This window comes from Parvibaculum sp., from assembly GCF_039973015.1.
Taxonomy (GTDB): Bacteria; Pseudomonadota; Alphaproteobacteria; order Parvibaculales; family Parvibaculaceae; genus Parvibaculum.
The window spans coordinates 85,332-103,760 of sequence record NZ_JBDWLT010000004.1; the positions used below are offsets into that span (position 1 = coordinate 85,332).

The 18,429-nt window shown below is 54.3% G+C and carries 17 protein-coding genes; 10 read left to right on the forward strand and 7 right to left on the reverse strand.

Annotation, left to right across the window (positions count from 1 at the left end):
• Positions 1–3 precede the first annotated feature (3 nt).
• From ABJO61_RS03310 to ABJO61_RS03325, 4 genes are read right to left on the reverse strand one after another with little or no spacing between them, the layout of a single operon-like run.
• Positions 4–675 (reverse strand): PIN domain-containing protein, encoded by a 672-nt coding sequence (locus tag ABJO61_RS03310; protein WP_348323357.1) that lies wholly within the window; start codon positions 673–675, stop codon positions 4–6.
• Complete coding sequence (locus ABJO61_RS03315) at positions 650–1,840, reverse strand: XRE family transcriptional regulator (RefSeq protein WP_348323358.1); 1,191 nt, start codon at positions 1,838–1,840, stop codon at positions 650–652. Before ABJO61_RS03315 ends, ABJO61_RS03310 begins: the two co-directional genes overlap by 26 nt.
• Positions 1,827–3,215: a 7-cyano-7-deazaguanine synthase gene (locus ABJO61_RS03320; protein ID WP_348323359.1), complete on the reverse strand. Its 1,389-nt coding sequence runs from the start codon at positions 3,213–3,215 to the stop codon at positions 1,827–1,829. The genes ABJO61_RS03315 and ABJO61_RS03320 overlap by 14 nt, the downstream gene beginning before the upstream one ends.
• Positions 3,212–3,784 (reverse strand): hypothetical protein, encoded by a 573-nt coding sequence (locus tag ABJO61_RS03325; RefSeq protein ID WP_348323360.1) that lies wholly within the window; start codon positions 3,782–3,784, stop codon positions 3,212–3,214. The genes ABJO61_RS03320 and ABJO61_RS03325 overlap by 4 nt, the downstream gene beginning before the upstream one ends.
• A 176-nt stretch (positions 3,785–3,960) precedes the next feature.
• On the opposite strand from ABJO61_RS03325, the gene ABJO61_RS03330 reads away from it, so the two are divergent.
• Together ABJO61_RS03330 and ABJO61_RS03335 are read left to right on the forward strand one after the other, a co-directional pair.
• Positions 3,961–4,863: a hypothetical protein gene (locus ABJO61_RS03330; protein ID WP_348323361.1), complete on the forward strand. Its 903-nt coding sequence runs from the start codon at positions 3,961–3,963 to the stop codon at positions 4,861–4,863.
• A 161-nt stretch (positions 4,864–5,024) separates the two neighbouring features.
• On the forward strand, positions 5,025–7,640 hold the full coding sequence (locus ABJO61_RS03335; RefSeq protein ID WP_348323362.1) for an AAA family ATPase: 2,616 nt from the start codon (positions 5,025–5,027) through the stop codon (positions 7,638–7,640).
• A gap of 35 nt (positions 7,641–7,675) precedes the next feature.
• Here the strand turns inward: ABJO61_RS03335 and ABJO61_RS03340 are convergent, their stop codons facing one another.
• On the reverse strand, positions 7,676–8,968 hold the full coding sequence (locus ABJO61_RS03340) for a hypothetical protein (RefSeq protein ID WP_348323363.1): 1,293 nt from the start codon (positions 8,966–8,968) through the stop codon (positions 7,676–7,678).
• A 438-nt stretch (positions 8,969–9,406) separates the two neighbouring features.
• Between ABJO61_RS03340 and ABJO61_RS03345 the strand changes: the two genes are divergently transcribed.
• Positions 9,407–10,966 (forward strand): Fic family protein, encoded by a 1,560-nt coding sequence (locus tag ABJO61_RS03345; protein ID WP_348323364.1) that lies wholly within the window; start codon positions 9,407–9,409, stop codon positions 10,964–10,966.
• A gap of 124 nt (positions 10,967–11,090) precedes the next feature.
• Here ABJO61_RS03345 and ABJO61_RS03350 read toward each other — a convergent pair whose 3' ends face one another.
• Positions 11,091–12,593, reverse strand: coding sequence for a hypothetical protein (locus ABJO61_RS03350; protein WP_348323365.1), 1,503 nt, complete (start codon positions 12,591–12,593; stop codon positions 11,091–11,093).
• Between the two features lie 509 nt (positions 12,594–13,102).
• On the opposite strand from ABJO61_RS03350, the gene ABJO61_RS03355 reads away from it, so the two are divergent.
• Both ABJO61_RS03355 and ABJO61_RS03360 read left to right on the forward strand, forming a co-directional pair.
• Positions 13,103–13,477, forward strand: coding sequence for a DUF2958 domain-containing protein (locus ABJO61_RS03355; protein WP_348323366.1), 375 nt, complete (start codon positions 13,103–13,105; stop codon positions 13,475–13,477).
• 171 nt (positions 13,478–13,648) lie between these two features.
• Positions 13,649–14,710, forward strand: coding sequence for a hypothetical protein (locus ABJO61_RS03360; RefSeq protein WP_348323367.1), 1,062 nt, complete (start codon positions 13,649–13,651; stop codon positions 14,708–14,710).
• A 42-nt stretch (positions 14,711–14,752) separates the two neighbouring features.
• Here ABJO61_RS03360 and ABJO61_RS03365 read toward each other — a convergent pair whose 3' ends face one another.
• Complete coding sequence (locus ABJO61_RS03365; protein ID WP_348323368.1) at positions 14,753–15,187, reverse strand: hypothetical protein; 435 nt, start codon at positions 15,185–15,187, stop codon at positions 14,753–14,755.
• A gap of 423 nt (positions 15,188–15,610) precedes the next feature.
• On the opposite strand from ABJO61_RS03365, the gene ABJO61_RS03370 reads away from it, so the two are divergent.
• The 5 genes from ABJO61_RS03370 to ABJO61_RS03390 all read left to right on the forward strand — a co-directional run bounded on the left by ABJO61_RS03370 (position 15,611) and on the right by ABJO61_RS03390 (position 18,426).
• Positions 15,611–15,940: a hypothetical protein gene (locus ABJO61_RS03370; protein ID WP_348323369.1), complete on the forward strand. Its 330-nt coding sequence runs from the start codon at positions 15,611–15,613 to the stop codon at positions 15,938–15,940.
• A 354-nt stretch (positions 15,941–16,294) separates the two neighbouring features.
• Complete coding sequence (locus tag ABJO61_RS03375; protein WP_322312383.1) at positions 16,295–16,588, forward strand: DUF736 domain-containing protein; 294 nt, start codon at positions 16,295–16,297, stop codon at positions 16,586–16,588.
• 135 nt (positions 16,589–16,723) lie between these two features.
• A complete protein-coding gene (locus ABJO61_RS03380) occupies positions 16,724–16,978 on the forward strand; it encodes a type II toxin-antitoxin system ParD family antitoxin (RefSeq protein WP_348323370.1) in 255 nt (84 codons plus the stop codon).
• Positions 16,978–17,316, forward strand: coding sequence for a type II toxin-antitoxin system RelE/ParE family toxin (locus ABJO61_RS03385; RefSeq protein WP_348323371.1), 339 nt, complete (start codon positions 16,978–16,980; stop codon positions 17,314–17,316). The genes ABJO61_RS03380 and ABJO61_RS03385 overlap by 1 nt, the downstream gene beginning before the upstream one ends.
• A 528-nt stretch (positions 17,317–17,844) precedes the next feature.
• Entirely contained in the window at positions 17,845–18,426 is a 582-nt protein-coding gene (locus ABJO61_RS03390) for a hypothetical protein (RefSeq protein WP_348323372.1), read from the forward strand.
• Positions 18,427–18,429 lie beyond the last annotated feature (3 nt).

Here is an 18,429-nt window from a genome sequence, read left to right on the forward strand (position 1 = left end):
GCCTCAACGCTTTTCGGTGACCTCGGCAACTTGAGAATTATTGGGGACATGAAGTTCTGAGAGCCATTCAGTACGCCGTGCCCTGAAGTTGGGAAGGCAGATGCAGTCAAGCGCCTTTGTCGAACCTATGAGCCCGACAACTGCCTCGCATTGGGCTTCGTCTATTCGCATACGACCCTCTCGAAGAGCCAGATAAACAGCCTCAGCCACCCCACTCTTGCCAAGGGCGTTTTGTGCAAGCGGGTGGAGGAACATGTCGAGTGACCAGAGAAGGGGTGTGTTAGGCAATACGCCCTGGGCAACAGTACGCCCCTTCTTGTCGTCTAGCACAGGCGTGGCACCCTGATGATACGCGGCGGCGATGGTTGCGGCTTCTCCGTCTCCCAGTGAAGCAGTTTGGGTAACAAGCTGAGCGAATAGATCGGAGCCTTGATCGTCAAGCGACATCATCTTAACGACAGAGGTGTCCACAAGCTCTTGAATGAACTGGTGATCGCCGTTCTCTCTGCTTGTTTGGTGCTCAAGCTCTCTAACGACAATGTCCGTGACTACGACATCGTTGCTAAGAGCCTTGAGAATTTCGTGGCCGTATGTGCTCGCATGGAGATTGATTATGACGCTAGTGTCCAAAACTAGCGGCACTGTTTCACTAGCCGGGAAGCGTAAGAAGGTCATCCGTCTCGCTTTCCTCTAGCTCAAACTGATCGATCAGGGCTCGGAGTTCTGTACGAGGTACTTTCAAGAGTTCCGCAAGCTGCCCTTCTGACATAAGTTCCCGCTTCCAGGCAGCGTAAGCCATAAGACTCAGTCGGTGGGGCAGGGCTCTACTCGCTTCATCCTTCGCGTGGTCGGGCTTTGCAGCGCTTGCACCTAGTACGGCTTCCACATGTGCCTTTGTGATGCTGCCGTTATTTTCAAACCAAGCCCAGCTTCCCTTCTTCACAAGACCAAGCTCTTCGAGGCGACGCACGCAAGCTTCACGCGAAATGTTATACTGGTGAGCAAGCAAAATAACATGGCGTCTGGTCAGCTGCGGCAAACCTGCCTTCAGTTGTTCGAAGCTCTCCGAGAATCCCTTGCGGGGCGTCACAAATTCTCGACCAAAAGCGTTGGCGTAACGCTCTTCTCTGGACAGGAATTTCTCGTTCTCTTCGAGAACCTCGGGGTTGTGACGCGTACCTATAAAGTGCCCGAGTTCATGGGCCGCAGACTGTACACGACGCTCTAAGGGATGGTTCGCGTTGAGAAGAATGCATGCGCCTATCTCAGGATCATAGGTGAAGAGTCCAGCAACTCTCGATTTGGACGATAGACGGCGTTGGTACAGCCTGATGCCCAAATCAAGATCGATGAGAGTGAAGATATCGCCAATCGGCGCAGAACCAAGGCCAAGCCAATTGCGCAGCTCCTGCGCGTGCTGTTCGGCCAGATCAGCTACATCGCCGGAATTAATACCGCGCTCTGGGGGGTAGCTCTTGCGACGACTAATTCCTAGGACATTCTCCAGCTCCACTTCGGCCTTAACGAGGTCATTAAGCAGCTTTACGGCTTCGGCAGTGTGTTGATCCTCAGTTTCATGAAGTCTGCGAAAGCGTGGAACGAGATCGGTATGAACGGCTTCACGCCGTAGCAATGCGTTGACGGAGACGCCATACCGACTGGCCAAAGTTTGAAGTTCCTGGATTCGAATGCGGCGCGTACCTTTTTCGATAGAAACCAACGTCGGGCGGGACATGCCAATGCATTGTGCCGCTTCTTCTTGAAGGACTTTCGCATTTTCACGAGCTAGCCGGAGACGCCGTCCAATCTCTTGTGCGCTTATTTCATTAAGATCGGTCATAGCGGCCTCCTTTCGTCCATACTCTTAGAAAACTTTCTTGTCCTTGGTCGGTCAGGAAGCGCTGCCATTCCTCTGCGTGACGTGCCAACAGGTTTCTCAGGTTTCTTAGTGTTTCTTCTTCTGTTGCGCCGAGAGACTCGGCAAGTTCGAGTGAATTGTTTCTCAGCTTGTTACTGGGAAGCGCAGCCATATCAGCCAGTTGCTGCATATGCCGAGCTCCCATAATTCCATAGTCGAGCAATGTCTTGGTGGGATTAAAGGTGTTGCCTCGCGGCAGAGCATCGCTGTAGTTCGCGGCCGTCAGATCTGAGATGACGTAGGTCTCTTTCTTCTCACTTACATTAGCTGCGTGGAGACTTGTCCGTCGAAGCATGCAAGCCGCGCACACACCGCATTGGCGGCGGACCCCACCAAGTCGTACGTTGTGTCTTTGCTGCCAGCATGACCGGGTATGAAGGACTTGTTCCATGTCTATGCCAGGTTGCTCTAGGAACTTGGTGATTGTTTGACCTTTGGTGCGCCAAAGGCGTGGCTGGTCAAATGTAATCTCGTGCCCAAGCAGCGCTTTGATAAAGCGTTCCATCCTCCGGAAGAATGTTGGGTGATTTCGATAGTCAGCATAGATATTGTAAAGCGGCACCAAAACAGGGCCGAGCGCACCCTGCCCACTCTCCGGAACGATGATCTTGTTCAGACCTGAAAGGTGAGCAGCGATTGCTGTAATTGCCGCAAATTTGAATCCGCGTGATCGAGCGCTGTCCTCCTGCGACGGGAAAACTCTTACGTCGAATGGAATGCGATCAAAAGGGAGTTCATTCTTTCGGCGCTTTTGATTTCCCTTGGCGACGCGCACACGAACAGCGGCATCATTCTTGTTGAAGATGCCCGATACGCAACGGGAGTCCAGTCCATCGCTATATGCGATGGCAAACTCCTTATGCGCATCAAAGAAAAGGGGGCGTTGGCGGTCGTCTTCACTAACGTCACCTTCCCATTTCACAAAAGAGAAGCGCCATTCGTCCCCGGTCAGATGGCGCAGAGTCGTGCAGAGCTGCCGCCCGATACTCTCATCGCGCCAGACGCCCAATTCTACAACAGGTACGACGACGTGAAATTTCCGCGCCCAATGGGTGTTACCGCGTGCCCATTTGCGATCCGCAAATTCGACGGCAGCGCAAACAACAAGAAGGTCATGATGAACACTCTTCCAGCCATCGTAGTGGTAGGTGTCGAGGATACGCTTGTCGAAAACAATCTCTGAACCTATGCGCGCGATAGCGTCGCTCTTGAGTCGTACGCGTGCCTTATCGCATCCTTTTTCAATCACATTGAGCGTGCGTTCGCTCGGATCAACAACAATCTTCAACTGCTTCACTGTGCGGGCCCTTCATCTAGACCGTCTTTCTTTTTGGTGGCGTTCTTGAATGCATCGCGATCACCTCGCATGAGGGCATCTCGAATTTTAGGAGTATCAAGCTCTCTCAAAGTGGCGTCGGTACCTTCGATGGCACGGTCGAGCTGATCTTTGCGCATCTCCCCATTTTGGTGGCTGTCCAAGCACGCTTCCTGAATGCGCGTCCTGGTTTCGTCAATATGGGTTTGGATGGCCGCGTCAAGACCTTCGAAAATTGCGTTCTCGGGCGATGCCCCGTCATGCAGCCGGAGCTTCACCTCCTTCTGAAAGTTGTCGGTGAACTGTGACTTCGGATGAGCGTCAAAGACGCCTTCGATGGATGATTTGGGGTCGAAGTCCAATTGGCTGCCGTTGAGATAGTCGGCTAGGCCGTTGAAGAGCGAAGGGGTCTCACTCAGCACCCCGTACACGATTGCGTGGTGGCCCAATGCGCACCGTTCGTCGGTTGGAACGGTGTCGTTTTGAACGGCCTCCGCAAACTTCTTCAGCCGATTATCCAGCTTCAGGTTTTTGAACGGTCCATCACTCATGGTCATCCTCCTATGGTTACAATATTTCATAGGAAGCTGACAAAGTCAACTAATAGAAAAAATAAACTGACATAGCACGCTGAAGCGTACATGCTGGGCTTTCCTGCCGCCCAAATCGGCACAAACCAAGAACAAATATGCTAAAGTGTTTTCTATCAACGATGGAGTGGGGCGCGATGGGTAGACCTCTTTTTAGCCAGCGGTATTTCAAAGCTCTCGCTGAGGGCAAATTGACGGTTGAGCTGGATGATCGTGTGCGGGCGAAGCTCTGGAAATGGATGGAGCACTTTAATTGCTCCGTTTACGTACAGCCCGATCCTCACGACAACTGGACGAATTCATCATGGGCACTCGCGGAAGTGGCAGAAGAGTTGGCGCGCGAGCACGGCGAGGAGAATGCAGGTGTGTTTGAAGCGAGGTCACTAGTAAAGGGCGGAAATGCAGCCGTTATTTTTGATGCGATTGAGTTGGAATGGGGTTGGGTTGGGGAAAACCAGCGCAGCGAATTTCGTGACAAGCTGAACCTTGTTTTTGAGTTGCATGAGTGCCCGTGGCGTTTCTCCGAGGGGGAGTTTTTTAAACTAGATGCCGATTTTGTCGGTGCACGCCTGACGACGACCGCTTACCAAGGGCTCGCCAACAATCGGTTTGCCGGTGCGGCCGACGAATACGCCAAAGCAAAACAGGAGCTCGCAACCGGAGATATCAAAGACGCGATCCTCCATGCGGGAAAGAGCTACGAAAGCGTCCTTAAAGTCTTGACTGGCCTCGAACACGTCAACGCAGACAGGCTGGCTAAAGCGTTCCTGGAACAAGGGTATCTGGACGATATTCCTGAATCTGTTCGCAGCGGGTTTGTCGCTCAGGTTCTCGCGACGTTGCCGTTCTTGCGAAACAAACTAGCGGGTCACGGTCAAGGTGCGGAGGTAACGACGGTCGCGCCCGCATATGGCGAACTCGCTATCCAGGTAGCTGCTGCGTTTCACAACTTTCTCATTGCAAAACATTTGGAAAAAATGCCACCGGCGGTCGACGCGGTACTGGAGGTTGTGGATGTTGACGAAGAGCTGCCGTTTTAGTCAGCAGCGGTGCACCGCTTATGAGATTAACTTCCAGCGTTCTCGTCTTATCAAAACTCGTAGAGACTGATAGTGCGCGCCGATAATCGTTCCGTACAAAGAAAAATATTGGTAGGATGGCACAAGGTCATGAGATGGCTGTGAACTAAGGGAGGGCTGGCATGGCCGAAGAAGTGAGGGCGCTCGAATGCGCGGCAACTGAAGGCGAGGATACGCCGCAGGCAGACGCAACAATTTGGGATGAGTTAAATGCGTGGGGCCAGGTACTCCCAGATTGGCAACGTTTCATCGTTTCTCATGCCGTTAGAGATGGGCAGTTAAGCGATGAAAGAGTGGGAGAAGCTTACCGCCTCTTTTTGCGGGAGAAAGAATTAGACAATGGAAACGAAGACCTTCCGGAGATTCCCGCTTCGGTAACAGGGCGTACCTCTGCTGTCGTTGGCCCTCTCATTCTACGAGAAGTGAGATCGCTGAAGAACGTCAATGCTATCCCGCAGTCGGCCTGCATTACCTTTGGCCCAAAGTTGACGGTGATCTACGGGCAAAATGGTGCTGGGAAAAGTGGTTTTTCCAGGGTCCTGTCTTCAGCGTGCTTCAGTCGATCTACCCCCAAAATAATTGCAAACATTTACGATGAGAATGCATCGGACTCACCGGCATCAGCCGAGTTTGTCCTCGAAAAGGACGGGGAGTCCGGTGAAGTGCTATTTGCCGTCGGAGATGAGCACGCGGATTTGCAGAGGATCAGTGTTTTTGACTCTTCGGTAGCACGTATTCACCTTGCGAGAGAGAACGAACTTGGATTCCAGCCTGCTGGCTTTGATGTTTTTGATGAGACTGTCCGTGTCACCGGTTTGATTGCCGCAAAGCTGGAGGCCGACACTGCCGCCAGGACAAGGCCTAACAAGTTCCACCAGCTTTTTGCTGATGAAGGAACGGTGGCCGAGAAAATCGCCGGACTCAATGCAGCTTCCGACCTAGCTGAACTTCGCACGCTTAGTGTTTTTGGCGAACCGGAACAAAATCGACTTGCGGAGGTCGTCCGCCGGGAGAAGGAACTTCTGGAAAAATCCCCAGTGGAAACATTGAAGGCCTTGGCTGCGGCAAAAACCGACATTGAAACTCTACAGAAGAAGGTGGCCGAAATTGGTGCTACGCTCGGAAAAGATGCTCTGGCGGGCGCCCGCAATCTTCTTGATACGCACAAGGCAGCGGTTCTGGAGGCCGTGAAGGCGGGGAGCGCTACGGTCTCCCACCCAAAACTCACACAGACTGGCAGCCACACGTGGGACCCCTTTGTGTTCGCAAGCAGGGCGTTGGGACAACTGGAAAGAGAGACGTACCCAGCCGAAGGAGACCCATGCCTGTTATGTCATCGACCGCTCGATGCGCCGTCGGCCACTTTGATCAGGCGTATGTGGAGCTATTTGGACCATGAAGCACGTGCGGCAGCAGTCGCGGCTGACGAAGCGGTCAATGAGTATATTGAGGGGTTAAGGGAAAAGGATGTGAACCTTTTGCCGACCGATAGCCGGATGCGGGCGGACCTCTCAAAGATGAACCCAGCACTAGTCGCAGCAATTGATAAAGCTTCCGCCGTATTCGCCGCCCGTCGTGATCTGATTGCGAAAGCACTAGATGATGGACAGGCCGACCAGTTGCCCTTCGATGACTTGGAGTTACCGACTGAGGTTCTCATGAATGCGCTGGAGGAAATTACCCTTCAGGACGCCGCGCTCCGGGACGGAGTGTTCGATAAGCTCATTACCCAGTTCAAAGCTGACCACGTCACTCTTCGGCAACGCCAAGTTCTCAGCAAGAACATTGACGACGTAATAATTTTCGTTGAGGACATGAAGTGGGCGGCAAAGGCAAGAGACGCCAAGCCGAGTCCACGTTTCGTAACCGACAAACAACGCGCATTGTTTCAGACGCTCATTGAAGGCGTATACAAAAAGCGTCTGAAAGAAGAGTGTGAAAAACTCGACTGCTCATTTCCTGTCGACTTTAAAGCAAGAGGGGACGCAGGTAAGACGCTCCGGAGGCTTAAGGCAAAGGGCGGTCACAAACCGGACGAGATTTTCAGTGAAGGCGAACAGCGCGCGCTTGCTTTGGCAGACTTTCTTACCGAAGTGAATCTCAATCCTGCTAGTGCGGCTGTCGTGTTCGATGACCCCGTAACCTCTCTTGATTTTGAGAGAAAAAGAGCTATTGCAGCGCGTCTTGTGGAAGAAACGGCTGCGCGGCAGGTAATTGTCTTTACGCACGACCTTGTGTTTCTGACCTTGTTGTCAGAATTTGCAGAAGCGGACGACGTCTCTTTCCTTGGACATTGGGTTGAACGTAAAGACGGCGCACCCGGTTATGTGAGCGTCGACGAAACACCAGCGAACACAAGAATTTATCGAAAGACATCAAAAGCGAATGAGTTTCTCGCCCGCGCACGGAAGGCTAATGGTGGCGAGAGAGTGGACTTGGTGCGCAGTGGCGCTGGGGCACTGCGTCGAACAATTGAAGAGGTGGTTGTTTTTCATCTCTTCAAAGACACTGTTCGTCGCTGGAATGAGCAAATAAGGCTTGGCTGCATTAGAAAAATCAATTGGTCGAATGAACTCGCAGACGAGGTTATTGCATTGCAGGACGACACCTCACGTCTTCTCGAAGGACACTCCAACTCTGATGAATTTGCGGGAGTTATGCCGGACGTAGAAAAACTGGCGGAGCTGATTGTCCGTGTCGATAAGCTCATTGACGCTGCCAAGGTGGTGCGTACCTAGGGGTGTCGATGCTAAACTGCTCCCGAATTGTTGGCCTACGCTTCCTCGGCGTCATCCAGTGAGAGCCCGCGTATGATCTCCCATACGGCCAGGAAATGATCGTGAGCGATATAGCCGTACATCGGCAGATCGTCGGAGAAGTAAATCTCGTCCATGCCCTGTTTGTAGCAGTGAGCCATATACTCCGTGTAGATCGTTCTCAGCAGACCGGTGAGCCGGACTTCCATGTTGTGGCAGGTAACAGCTTCAATCATGCTCGTTTTGAAGCCCCACCAATCTGGCAGGCCAATTTCCGGGCGAACCGCAATGCCGGTGCTGCTGACAAAGAACTCTTTGAACGACTCTTGAACAATACGGATTGCTTGGCCCATGAAGGCAGAGTGAAGGCTTTCAAGCCAAAACTCATTGTCTTCCACTTGATCGACGAGAGCTTGCACAGCCTGCAAACGGCTTTCGTCTGAATCGCCGACAACTTCTCCCTCGTGTAGCCCTGCTCGAAAATGCCCAAACGGATTGAGTAAGCAGAGGACGATTGTGTTTGGTTTTGGGAAAACTGGACATATCTCATTCCAGTATTGCCGGGCAAAGACAAAGCCATGAAGCCCCTGCGCTTCAAGCTTTTGTGCGATGAGGCCCGTCATCGTCTTAAACGCTCTCCGCGTGTAGTCCGGCGGAGACGTGGTTCCGGGCGGACCGGCATCGATCCAGCCATCAATCAATGGAAACGATGCCGTCACCACTGTGATGGAGCGGTCGTCGAGGATGTTGTTTTCGATCCAGCGATAGTAGAGGTCGCTTGGGTAATACGGCTCCAGAGAAACCCCGTCATTCTCGAAGTTCGGTATCAGCGCAGCGACGTTCTTGTCGTTGATAATAAGCTCTTGGGCGAAAGCGTCTCTTACGCCCCGTCCTTCCATTGGCGCTACCAGGATCGATAGCAAGCTTGATTCTGACAATGGTGGGAACAGGGTGCAGAAGTGGTTTGCGTAAGAGAGAAGTTCTGTGAACGCCTGGCGTTCGGTCTGACCGGACTTCTTGAGTTCAATGATCGCGAGATCGCCGGATTCATCGATATGGCCCAGCAGGTCTATGCGCGTTGTAGTGTCAGAGTCGCGAACGAGTTGAACTTCCTTGCCGTCCAAGTGCAGCAGCTCGAATTCTTCAAGAAGGGCATTGAGCTTCGCTTCCGTTCGCCGCTTGAGCAGTTCTGATATGCGCGGGAATGTCTCGTCAGGCAGGCTTGTTGCTGATTTACGCGGGGCGATGAGGGAAGAGATTGTTTCCTTGTAGTTCTCGAATAGATGATCGCGCAGCTGGTTTTCGTTCATAAATTTCACCGGTATCGGCATGGGCTAATTTTTTACCATATCAAAGATGGTGAGATTCGACTTGGGGGAAGCCTTCCCCTGCCTGCAATCGCTTGCAGCGTTTTCCGTCACCCCTTCGAGCGGGGACACCCCGCAACGCCCCGGTGAGAGTCGGTCACGAGTGACCGGCTTTTTGTTTGGTGCGCCTGCTTTGCGGCGCGTTGACCTCCCAGGTTCAGCTTATGCTGGAGGCAGGCATCCGCCCGAAGTTGCCGGGCGGTATGCGTTTGCGCTCCTTAAGAACGGTTGTCGGGCGCCGGATGATTTTTCATGCGATGCTGAGATAAAGACGATATTTCATGAGTTGTGATCTTGACGAAGCTGTTTTCGTCAATCATACTTGTTTTTCATGGTATTTGTATTTTTAGTATCAAAATTCATATGTGAGAACCGTTTTTCATGGGTAATGGGGCAGAATTTCATTTTTCAGGGCCGGTAACTGTTTTTCAGGAGAGGCGTCTTCCGGAACGGGCGACCCCTGCCGGGTACAGTGCATTGATCGAGGCCTGCGGATTGTCCGTGCCTCTGCCGCGAACGCTCTTCGCCATTGGCGAGCGCCATCGTGTGCTGGAAGAAGGCGGCTGGCGTATCCTGACGCCGCGACATGCGCCGCATCCAACTTTGGAGGGCCATCTCACTTTCGCTCTCAAATATGAGGGGCTCGACCTTGCAGTCCTGAAGCGGATTTTCCTGACGGTCGGTGCTGCTCCCATTGAGGCTTTGGTGCGTGATACGCCCACCGGCACATACGCGCGCCGCCTCTGGTTTCTCTATGAATGGTTGACCGGTGAAAGGCTCGACCTGGCCGATGCCCAAGCGGGCCGTTATGCCCCGGTGATCGACTCGGAGCAGCAATGGGCGGTAGCCGGGGAGACCTCGCCCCGGCATCGCGTGAAGAACAATCTCCCCGGCACGCCGGACTTCTGCCCGCTGGTTTTTCGTACAGAAACGCTGGAGCGTTTCGTTGCGTCGAATCTGTCGGCGCGCGCGCAAGAGATTGTCGCGAATGTCTCGCGCGACCTGCTGGCGCGTACCGCCGCCTTTCTCTTGCTCAAAGATTCCAAATCCAGCTACGCGATTGAGGGAGAACGCGCACCGCAGGATCGCATCCAGCGATGGGGGCGCGCTATTGGCGAAGCAGGCCAGCATGAATTGGACTTGGAAGAGCTGCTCCGCTTGCAGCGGATCGTCATTGGCGATGCGCGCTTTATCAAGCTTGGTCTGCGCGACGAGGGGGGATTCATCGGAGAGCATGACCGCGATATGCGCATGCCCTTGCCCGATCATATCAGCGCGAGACCGGAGGACCTGCCAAGTTTGATCGACGGCATGGTCTCTTTCGATAGGGGGCCTGCGCGCGATCTTGATCCCGTGATTGCGGCAACCGTTCTCGCCTTTGGTTTCGTCTATATCCATCCCTTTGTTGACGGCAACGGCCGCATTCATCGCTACCTTATTCATCACGTTCTGGCGCAGCGCGAATTTAATCCGCCCGGCGTCGTGTTCCCGGTTTCCTCGGCCATCCTGGAGCAGATCGACGAGTACCGACGTGTCCTGGAAAGTTATTCTACGCGGCTGTTGCCTTTGATCGATTGGGAGCCAACCGAAGATTTCAATGTGCATGTTTTGAACAATACCTGCGATTTTTACCGGTTCTTCGATGCGACGCCGCACGCTGAATTTCTCTATGCCTGCGTGCGCAAGACCATCGAGGAAGATCTGCCATATGAGACGGACTTTCTGCGCCGCTACGATCAGTTCCGGCAACAGGTGACGGGCTTCATCGACATGCCGGATCGGTTGATCGACCTTCTGTTCCGTTTCTTGCAACAGAATGAAGGGCAGTTGTCGAAACGTGCCCGTGAACGCGAGTTCGAGGCACTCACTGACGAGGAAGTACAGCGCATCGAACGTATCTACGAAGATGCCTTTGACGGTCAGCGTGCATCCGCTCGATGAAGTCGCCGTAGCGTCGGGTTCGAAAGAGTGGCTTCCGGTTTATACGCTGCAGCAGATAAAATGATTTTATGCGCTACAGCGTATTTTGCGAGGATGAGGCGAAGCGTCTATCCGCCACCAAACATCATCGTCGAATGAGCTGTTTGATTCTTTCGAGCAAGCGAGCGATAGGCGTCATCCACGAGAGGTCAGCGCCGAAGGCGCCCGCTAGTTCGCGGAAGATTGAGGCGTGTGCGGTTAAGAAAGTCCACACGAGATCGATAGACGCGGTCCCCGCTGCCGCTAGCGCATCGGCGGGAATGCTGCCCCCTATCGCCTGGCTGGCAATGGTCGCCGCTGTAAATGGAACGGCGTATTTCAAGAGCGTGATCGTCAAACTTCCGAACGTTGTAGCTGCTGCCTGATTAGAACGCTCAGGCTGCGGTCCTCGGGCGACATCGGCTGCTACTTCTGCAACATGCGTCCGAACTTCATGGCCAAACAGATTGGAGGCATCTTCGACGGCGCTTGTCAGCTGCTGTGCTGCCCTTCGCATCGCTTCTGCTTCTGCGGGTGTCCGGCGGTAGGCGTCCGCACCTTCGGCAATGGCGCGCCCCTCCGGTTGCGACATGACATATGCGCGGTTGAGTTCAACCACTGAAGACAAATGCTCCTCAACGCCTGCCGGCAGAGGTGGCTGGTCGTCGTTCGCAATGGCGCTCTCGGCAGCAGTCTTGGCGTTAGTTAGGCGTATCCCGCGTGCATAGACTTGAGAGATTGAAACCGTCTCACCGCTTGTGGCTTCGCTGTACCGCTCGGCCGCACGCAACAGGTCAGGATGGCCATTGGTTCCTGCGAGCGATTGAAGAAGGTCCTCAGTCGCAGCCCGCAGTTCATCAAGGAGTGTATCTTGTGCTGTTGGAACCGCCGCGTCCGGCGGGAGAGCCATATGAATGAGGCCGTCATCACACCGTTCGAACACCGGGTCAGTTGTTGGCATCGGCAGATCAGCAATGAGACCGGCCAGTTCATTCGCCAGTTCGTTGGGATCGCTGTCTTCATGCTCGTCTTCGTCATAGGGGTCGTAGTCTTCGGAAGTTGGTACAGGTGACCATTCGAGTTGTCCCTCAGACTCGATTTCCTCGACGGCGGCTTCAATAATGTCCTCCGGTTCGTCCTGAAAATTGTCACTCAGAGCTTCTTGAGCGTCGTAAGGACCGCCGTAAATCCATTGATACCCGCCTTCGGCGCTTTCATAGGGGAGTCGGTGCGCAGGGTCTTCATAGTGTTCGTGAAACCATTCAACCAAAGCGTCGATCCGCGCCTGGCGATCATCAGCGGCGTCACCTTCGTCGGCCTCGCTTTCGTCAAAAGGCCCCTGTCCGAGTTCAAAATCGACATTCTCAAGAAGCTCGTGCTGGCCGACATCCGTCTCTCGATCATTCTCGGCTCCTTCAGGGTATTCCCAGATCGACCAGACTAGTTGCCCGAGTTGAGGGTGATCGACAACTGCCGAGTACGTGGTCTCCGCTCCCATACTGCGCTCCTCGGACCCGACAGATTGGAAGTCGATCATGTCCGGAGTGATCTCATAGACTTCGCCGGTTTCTGCGTGGCGAATGCGGGCTTTGCCGTGAACGTGGACCATCTACGGGATCACCTGTCCGATGTGCACCTTGGGCGCTTTGTTGATGCTTTCGTCCAGTCTAGCTATCGCGTGAAAGAGACGACACCACGCATTTCATTTGGGTGTGATGTGGGGGAAGTCTCCCCCTCGCTGCAACCCACGTAGAGCGCGGTTTTCCGCTACCCCCTCTGCGGGGGACACCCCGCAACGCCCCGGTGAGTGTCGGTCACGAGTGACCGGCTTTTTTGTTTTGGTGCGCCTGCTTTGCGGCGCGTTGACCTCTTTGGCTGAGCTTATGCCGGAGGCCGACGGCGGCCCAAGGTCGCCGGGCGGCACGGCCCGCTCCGTTCGCTTTGCTCCCGTGTTGTGCCGCCGCGCGTTCGCGCCCCTTGCGGGCGGCTTCCGGTTGCCGTCGGGCTCCGGCGCGAGCGCATATGAGCATTTCAATTACACAAGGTTGATCGCTCGCCGCTGGGCAGGAGGTAACGCGCGGGGGAAGGGCCCCTGCGGGAAATCTCTACAAGGAGCGATTGACCATGAAACTTTTGACAAAGGAGCAAAAAGATAAACTACTCAAGAACGGGGCCGCTAACGCTGCCCGGTTGGCGGAGCCGGATAGTGACGGGGAGACGTATGACTTTCACCCCGTCGTGAAGCTGTTCTGCCCGTGGGGCGGCGGTACCTGGCTGCTGACCGAGCTTGATCCGGAAGAGACGGACATTGCCTTCGGGTTGTGTGACTTAGGCGTGGGGTGCCCGGAGCTGGGTACGGTGCGCTTGTCGGAGTTGGAGGCCATCCGAGGGCCTGCCGGTCTGCGCATTGAGCGTGACCGGTTCTTCAAAGCCACGAAGAGCTTGTCTGCATACGCCAGCGAGGCGTTGCAGCGTGGCTGCATCGTCGCTTGATTGGTGTGCCGGTGAACTGGCCGCCGCGCTTCAGCGCGACGGTCATTCTCGTTTTGGGAGGTGGGCAGAGGAATTTCCGAGGCGATTGCGCCGGTTGGAGCGGCCATATTTGTTGTTCTCAGTGTGCCGCGCGCCCTAAGATATTTTGGGTGCTACGGTCGGGGGAGCGGGATGCGGCATTTTCTTATCATCACATGCCTTGCGGCACTGACGTGCGCGACCGCGCCAGTGCAGGTGGCGCTCGCTCAGGCGGATTCGCCAATTGTCGAATCCGAAGTAGAGCCATCACCTGAACCTAGTGAAGAGACGCCAGGTGAATCTACCCCTTCTGAAGAGGGCGGCCCTAAAGCAGAGCAGAACGATAAAGAGCAGAAAGAAAGCGGTGTGTCGCTGTCGCTCAGCGATCCGCTGACGATAGCGCGGTTTGTCGTCACTCCTATATTGCTCTGGGTTCTGAAGAACCTCGTTTCCTATTCTTTCCGTCGGATGCACATTGCTCGGACAATCTATGTGGATGTGGAATATCAGCTTCTCTTTCTTGATAAAGCTGTTGAAGGGCTAACAAAGTGGCTTAGTGACTTGAGTCAGAAACCTCCTGTCGTGCCGTACCTGCGGCTGAGTCCGGATCGGCATTACGTCTATCCTTCGATACAGGCGGATATTCTGGAATGCATGTGGGGAGAGGAGATTACCGCTGTCCGTTTCTTCTATCGTGATATGGAGCAAGTGGAACGACACGCCGAGAAAATTGCCGCCTCTGCCCATGCAATATATGCGCTTCCTCCTGCAAGTCTTCTTAAAGGGCGAACTGCAAAGATGCGGTATGACGCTGATTTTAGTCGTGAGGTGGAGGCAATCAAAAAACACTTGGAAGCTTTGGACATGATCAAGAAGTTTTGGGTTGATGCCGTAGGGCGCAGCGCGAATCAAAAAGAACCCTCTCGAGGAGCGGCTTCACAACTTTTGTATTCGCCTTGGGTGTGGCACCCGATTTTTACGGTCGTTCCAGCTTTTCTGATTCTTCTGTTTGTTGGCGCTCTCTTTTTTGGCCCTAATCTGTATAGCGTGGGATTGGAGTTTCTTCCTTGGCCTGTTCAACTGGTATTGTTGTGCTTATTGCCTCTTTTTTTGATTTTAGCGGTCGGACTTTCCTGGTTGGGGGCGAAGAGCAAAGCAGATAAGAGAATCTTCGGCGTGGTTACTCAGCGTTACGTCAGCCGTACATCTAGTTGAATTATGAAAGGCCTCACACTTGAAAGTGTGAGGCCTTTATCGCTAATCGGTTTCAGTGGCGATGTGTTCGCCAATGAACACGATAAGAAGAAGAGGGAGCCCGAGAACCAGCATCGCAGCAAGTATCATCGTAACTAGGGGGGTGCCGATAAGTACATGGAGAAGGGATGCTATGTCTGAGGCTTGCGGACTGACGTACCAGCCGCAAAAAAATGCATAAAGCGCTGTTTGCGATAGGCAGATGCGGAGCTGCTTGTAGGAGGCAGACAGATAGTTGCTGCTCAGCGCTGATAGCAACACACCGGGGCCAACTATGAAAAGTGAGTATATGAAGGAGACAAGGATTAGAGCAGTTGCGCTCGGGGGCATCATGATTGCACCGACGCCATAGCCAGCTGGCGACGAAATGGCAACGACTGCAGCTAGTGTCATGAGATTGATTGCGGTGACACGAAGTGCCTTGAGAAATTTGTTCATTTGAACAGAATCCTTTCCCACCTCAGTTGAGGTGTGGGTCAATTCTGAAAAAAGGGAAAAGGTCAAAAGATATAAGTCGTACCGTTTCTTAGAATGGGGATGGACATGAAGCGAATAGGCCAAGAAAGCCTATCGAAATAAGGCAACACGCCATCAGCACACCGCCAAGAAGCGGTGCAATGTTTCGGTTTCCAATGAATATTTTCGTGTCAAAGAAGATGCTGATCGAAATGGGCAAGGCTGTGACAAGTAAAATGGTAAACAGCGGCCACCAATTTATAAATGAGCATGCGAGCATCGGAATGTCGCCGCGAGTTGCGACGTCCTCTGATAAATGAGAATTTTGGAAAAGGTCAAAAGATATAATTCGTGTACGGAATAATATCTCAACCTTATCGTATTGACAAATTTTTCATGTGAAATATGAGCGCGCCTAATCGAGACCCGTCCCTGACCATTGAAGAGGTGAAGACCCGTCACCGGCGGCTGGCGATTTTGCGGACGCTGGCGGGGACGGCGGGCGGGTCAGCTAATCTGTTTGTGTTTCGGAACTGGCTGCCGGAGCTGGGGCTGGCGGTTGCGACTGATGAACTGCGTGCGGACATTCGCATGCTGGCGTCTGCCGGGCTTGTTGTCCTGAAGGATGAGCACGACGCTTGGCCGTTCACGCTCACCCAGCGCGGCGAAGAGGTGGCGCAAGGGCTTGTCACTGTCGATGGTGTTGAGAAGCCCTCTCCTGATTGTCCGTACTAGCGTTTGAGCCGGAGCCGGGTTCCGCCGTCGTCGGATTCATGATCCGAGTGGCCGCACCTGTTTCGTCCTTTGGCTGACAGGCCCGCTCCCAGGCGCCTTTCCTTTTGATGGCATCCCTGCACGCGGCGGCGGTGGAGCCAACCGGCTTCCGCCAGCTTTTTCCCCAGCTTGTCCCGCCTTTGGCGGTGCGGCGCTTTCCTCGCGGTCGCTGCGCTCCAAAAAGCAGGCGGCTGCCGGTCTGCCGCTGCGCTTCGCCCTTCGGGTGTCTCCACCGCCTCATTCCGCGTGCTCTCGGTCGGCCATCGGAAAGGCCGCATGGGGCGGTCCCCGAAACAGACAAAGGAGAATTGAAACATGACTATCATCGGAACATTCACAAAGACTGACAACGGCTACACCGGCGAAATCAAGACGCTGACAATCAAGGCCGAGGTCACACTGGTTCCCATCAACAGCGACAAGGCAGGTGCGCCGGATTTTCGGATCATGGCTGGGGACGCGGAACTGGGCGCGGCGTGGAACCGCACCTCGAAGAAGGACAAGCCCTTCATCAGCCTCAAGCTGGATGACCCGAGCTTCACAGGCCCAATCTACGCCAGCCTCTTCGAAGGCGAAGACGACAAGTTCGTCCTCACCTGGAAACGCTAACCCTCGCGACACGCCGCCCGGTTCACCGCCGGGCGGCGGTTGTCCAAATGTTTATGCAGCTACGGAGAACGATTTTTCAAAAGGCAGGTAGCGCAAAAATTGATAAAATACAGAAAATTTGGAAGGAAATTTAAGATGAGAATTACTTTGCCGCCTGATTTAGAGGCGATGATTCAAGAGAAAATTGAAGCTGGTTTATTCAACAGTGCTGATGAGGTGATTGCAGCAGCTCTGACGTTGATGATGGAACTTGATGATGCTCAACGCGAAAAATTGGCGAGGCTTCGGGCCGCTGTTCAAGTGGGGATTGATCAAGCCGACCGAGGAGATTTTGCGGAAGACTTTTCAATAGAGAAACTTCAATCGGAGATGGATGAAGGCACGCGCTGATGACGGAGAAACTTGTGCGGAAGCTGACTTACACGCGCGAGGCACAAAATGATCTGGAGTCGATTGCAAAATATACCCAGCGCAACTGGGGAACTGACAAGCGCCGAGAGTATCTGCGCCAGCTCAATGAGAAGGCGAAACTAGTAGCAGCAATGCCGCGTGTGGCTGTGTCGCGCGGTGACATAGAGCGTGGATGCAGAACATTTGTGGCGGGACAACACCTTCTTGTCTTCAGGGTTGTTGGGCAGCGACTTGAAGTCTTGCGCGTGCTGCACATGAGCATGGATGTGGAGCGCGAAATCCTCCGCAAAAGGACTGAGCCAGAGCTGGAACGCTAGGGCACATTCAGTCACAAGTTTGACCATCCGGTAGTGCGATCTCCGTAGCCATGCGACCCTCCACGAACCGGCATGCCGCCCGAGCAGACCGAACGCCAATTAGTTTATCGTGTTGCGCTGTTACTAGTTTTTTGTGTCGCGTTTTTCACTACGACACCCCCTGTCAGCCGCGCTGCGCCTGACACCGGGAATCCTTGCTGATGGGCATTGAGAGGTGTTGGCGGTCCCATATGGGTGTTGTTATTGTAGGCTTTTTATTGCTAGTGTTTGAGTGCACTTGTTCCTTGGTTCCCGCGTAACTCCATACAGTGGAAGAAGAAACTTTGTTTCAGTAGGGAGGCAAGATGTATTTTCGCCTACAAAAACTCCTCGCACGGACGGCTGCCGGTGGCAGTGCCGTCAGACGTGCTGTGAGGGGCTTTCAGGCGAAAACTCAGCCACATTCGACCACCTGGCGGGGTCTCAAGGGCTTCGTCTTGCTCGCAAGCGAGGGGCGCATTCTGCGCCTTACAACGGGGCGATACGGCGATGGCACGGCCGCGTAAGAGCCCGGCCGAGCAACGCCGCCACGTTGTAAATATCCGCCTCACGGATGCGGAGCTGGCGCAGCTCAAGACCCATGCTGCCGCCGCTGGGATGCCTTTCGGGCGCTATGCGCGGGAGACGGTTCTGGGCAAACGCCCCCGTGCGCGCCCGGCCCAACTCATCATCTTTCAGAAGATGCTGTATGAGTTGCAGTCGGCAGCGACGAACTTCCAGCAGCTTGCGGACGTAACCGGCGAGGAGGTCTACGCCCGCTGGGCGCGGTACACCGGCGGGCAGTTGGTGGAGCAACTGCTGGGCCGCAACGATCTCGCTGAACTGATCGAGGCCCAGATCGAGCCGCTCAACATGGCCGGGCATACGGTCAACCGGCTGGCGCATATGGCCAACAGCGGCCACGATGTGCCAAGCGAGCTTCGTGACGAGGCGTTCGAGGCCATGCGCGCAGCACTGGAGCCGCTGCATGAAGCCTCAGTGGCGCCAACAGCCGTCAACAAGGACGCAGGAAAGCCGCCGAAAGAGAGGCCGGGCCCGTCTCACGAGCCGCCGTCACGCGGGGGGAGGTGATGG